We start from the raw sequence: 3,756 nt of genomic DNA on the forward strand, positions 1-3,756 counted from the left end.
TCTGATCTTTACTAAAATCGTCACTCTCACTACCTTTAAAAGCATACATGGTTTGCATTACTTTTACACGTATATGTCTTCTATTTAGCATCATTACAAAGAACTTTATTAAAAATATGAATTAGGCATCATTGTTTTTAGTGGCGCAAAAATAACACTATAATTTAGTTCCTAATAATAAAATTTAAAGTTATTTGGGCGTTACGCCTCCTAAGGTCGTCGTCGGGCTTTTCGTTACAAGTCCTCGCACCTCCTGCGTCGGGCTGTGGGCTTTCCACTACTATCCCTAACGCAGGTCAGTCGGCCGTTGTCACTCTTCAGTTGGCAGGCATCTGCCTTTTTACATAGTTTATATATCTAAAAGCGAAGCGGTCTTCAGTCTTTTTTAAAGGATATTTAACACTTTGCAAACCTCATAAATAATCATAATCACTATTAATAAGTTATATTTGCTATCCTATTCCTAACAAGGTAAATGAAAGAATTACAACACTTAAATAAATACTTTTTTAAATACAGAACCCATCTTATAATAGGTTCTATAATTACCATTGTAGCCCGATTATTCTTGCTTTACACACCACGCTATGTAAAGAAAATTTTTGTAGCTATCGAGCAGTATTTCGATAAATCCATCAATGAAGCTACTTTCAAAGCCGACCTCCTTGAAGCCATTCTGTACATAATAGGCGCTGCCCTAATTGCTGCCATACTTACTTTTTTTATGAGGCAAACCATAATAAATGTGTCTCGTTATATTGAGTATGATTTGAAAAACGAAATATATTCACAATACCAAAAGCTTTCTTTAAATTTTTATAAAAGTAACCGCACCGGTGACTTAATGAACCGAATTACCGAAGATGTATCGCGCGTGCGTATGTATGCAGGTCCTGCATTAATGTATAGTATAAACACACTTTCGTTATTCGTAATTGTTATTATTTACATGGTGAATGCCTCACCAAAACTAACCTTATATACGGTTTTACCTCTACCAATTTTATCTGTTATTATTTATAAATTAAGTAAAGAAATCCATACACGAAGCACCATTGTACAGCAATATTTATCGAAACTTTCAACCTTTACTCAAGAATCTTTTAGTGGTATTTCCGTCATAAAAGCCTACGGAATTGAACCACAAACCTCTGTAAATTTCAAATCACTTGCTGCAGAAAGTAAAGAGAAACAAATTAATTTGGCTAAAGTACAAGCTTGGTTTTTTCCAATGATGATTCTCCTTATTGGAACCAGTAACCTACTCGTTATTTACGTTGGCGGTATGCAATACATTAATGGCGAAATTGAAAGTATTGGCACCATAGCAGAGTTTATTATTTATGTTAACATGCTTACATGGCCAGTTGCAACGGTTGGTTGGGTAACTTCCATTGTGCAGCAGGCTGAAGCTTCACAAAAACGAATTAATGAGTTTTTAAAAATTGAACCAGAAATTAAAAACAATGTAGAAGCATCTACCGAAATTACCGGCGATATCGATTTTAAAAATGTATCATTTACTTATGACGACACCAATATTCAAGCGCTTAAAAATATTAGCTTCCATATTAAGGAAGGCGAAACGCTAGCCATTTTAGGTAAAACAGGTTCTGGAAAATCGACTATTTTAGATTTAATAGGCCGACTTTATGATGTTGATAAAGGCCATATAACCATAAATAACACCGAAATAGACCAACTAAATTTAAACGATTTACGCGATAGTATTGGTTATGTACCACAAGATGCCTTTTTATTTTCAGACACTATAAAAACCAATATTAAATTTGGAAAACAAGATGCTACTGAAGAGGAAGTAATTGAAGCTGCAAAAAATGCTCAAGTACATAAAAATATTATTAAGTTTAATAAAGGTTATGAAACCGTTTTAGGCGAACGCGGCATCACGCTTTCTGGAGGGCAAAAACAACGAGTATCTATTGCAAGAGCCATAATTAAAGCGCCTAAAATCTTGCTACTAGACGATTGTTTATCAGCCGTAGATACCGAAACCGAGGAGAAAATATTAAAAAATCTCAACAAAATTTCAAAAGGCAAAACGGCTATTATAGTTAGTCATAGGGTTTCTTCTGCTAAAAACGCCAATAAAATAATTGTTTTGGATGCTGGCAAGATTGTTCAAGAAGGCACCCACGACAGCCTTATTAATGTTGAAGGCTATTATAAACACCTATATTTAAAACAATTAAGTGAAACTAACACAAATAAATTCTAGGTTTTATTTAGTACTTAAAGTGCGTTTTTTTTAGTTTGATTTTCGCAGAATAACAAACTCAATGAAAATATTGATTTATAATCGAGACCTTTTTTATTAAATTAAATGCAACAGAAACCAATTTTTTAAAAAGAAAAATTAAAATTTATTGGTTTTTAACGTTTTTTTTTAGATTTTTGATACTATAACTTAGATAATAAAATTATGAATAACGGTATGATGGAGAAAGAGGAAATTTTTTCAAAAGTATTAAGAGCAGGTAGAAGAACCTATTTTTTTGATGTTAGAGCTACTAAAGCGGAAGACTATTACTTGACAATTACGGAGAGTAAAAAATTCACAAATGACGACGGATCGTTTCATTACAAAAAACACAAAATATACATTTACAAAGAAGACTTTACAGAGTTTAAAGAAATTCTAGCCGAAATGACTGATTATATCATTAATGAAAAAGGAGATGAAGTCATTAGCGACCGACACCAAAAAGATTTTAAAAAGGAGTATGAAGACGATGGATCTCGAGTAACTGAGGCAGATATAAAAACACAAACGCCAGAAAGTTTTACAGATATAGATTTTGATGATATTTAATCTTCAAACAACATAAAAAACAAACCGCAGCTAACCGTTGCGGTTTTTTTATAGTTTAACGGCTAATAAGGTTATAATTAAACTTGTAATTAAATAAACCACAGCCACTTTCCAACCAAACAAAATTGCTAGAGTTACACAAACCATGATTAGCCATAGTGGTGCTAATGTTATAGCCATGGCAAATCTAAAAGTAGAGCGGAATTCTATTTCCTTTATTTTGGGTTTTGCAACAAACTTCCAAACTAGGTAAGGTAAAATAAAGGCTATTATAAATAATATTTTAAATACTGGCCTATAGAAACTGTTGCTATTCGTATTTATTGAATTACAATCCTGAAACTGATTTGCCATACACTTATTTACTGCCTTAGGATTTAAAAAATCAACATTCAAGCGCTCTAAATTATTTAAATTGTCTTGATAATTGGCTTTTGGAATATGAGTTGTCAATGCGCCTATTTCGGCTTGTAATTTAGTTTTCAACCTAACAACATCATCATTTTTATTCTCTGAAATATAATTTTTAGCCGAAATAGGTTTTCCGAAATAAATAGAGGCACTATCAGGGAAATTTTCAGCTTTTACAAAATTCAATCCTACAGGTAATAATTGTAAATCAAGTTCAGGATAACTTTCTAAAGTATCCAAAACAATTCTTGTAAATCCTTTACTAAAAGGCCTTACCGTTCTTTCTAAGCTATGATTTCCTTCAGGAAAAATAACAATACATTCGTTATTATTCAGAAGTTTAGAGCAAGATTCAAAAATAGCATTGTTATTTTCCAAATTCCCCCAGCCGTCTCTAATTCTATACACAGGAAGCATTTGTAAGCTCTCTAGAATTTTAGCTATTACAGGTTTATTAAAAACGGATGCTCTGGTTAAAAAATATGCAGACCGATTACATTTGGTTCCAATTA

3 protein-coding genes are annotated in these 3,756 nt (G+C 32.3%); 2 read left to right on the forward strand and 1 reads right to left on the reverse strand.

Annotated elements, in window-relative coordinates; all coding sequences use genetic code 11:
* Nucleotides 1-475 precede the first annotated feature (475 nt).
* Nucleotides 476-2,239 (forward strand): ABC transporter ATP-binding protein, encoded by a 1,764-nt coding sequence (locus WBN21_RS08580; protein WP_424199349.1) that lies wholly within the window; start codon nt 476-478, stop codon nt 2,237-2,239.
* Between the two features lie 204 nt (nt 2,240-2,443).
* A complete protein-coding gene (locus WBN21_RS08585) occupies nt 2,444-2,833 on the forward strand; it encodes a PUR family DNA/RNA-binding protein (RefSeq protein ID WP_424199351.1) in 390 nt (129 codons plus the stop codon).
* 48 nt (nt 2,834-2,881) lie between these two features.
* On the opposite strand, the gene WBN21_RS08590 is transcribed toward WBN21_RS08585, so the two are convergent.
* The coding region (locus tag WBN21_RS08590; RefSeq protein WP_424199353.1) for a 1-acyl-sn-glycerol-3-phosphate acyltransferase at nt 2,882-3,756 on the reverse strand (875 nt) is incomplete at its 5' end.

The organism is Algibacter sp., assembly GCF_049667265.1.
Classification (GTDB): domain Bacteria; phylum Bacteroidota; class Bacteroidia; order Flavobacteriales; family Flavobacteriaceae; genus Algibacter_B.

What these genes read in the sequence shown, in the direction of transcription:
- WBN21_RS08580 (WP_424199349.1), top strand. Translation starts at nt 476, where the DNA reads ATGAAAGAATTACAACACTTAAATAAATACTTTTTTAAATACAGAACC.
- WBN21_RS08585 (WP_424199351.1), top strand. Translation starts at nt 2,444, where the DNA reads ATGAATAACGGTATGATGGAGAAAGAGGAAATTTTTTCAAAAGTATTA.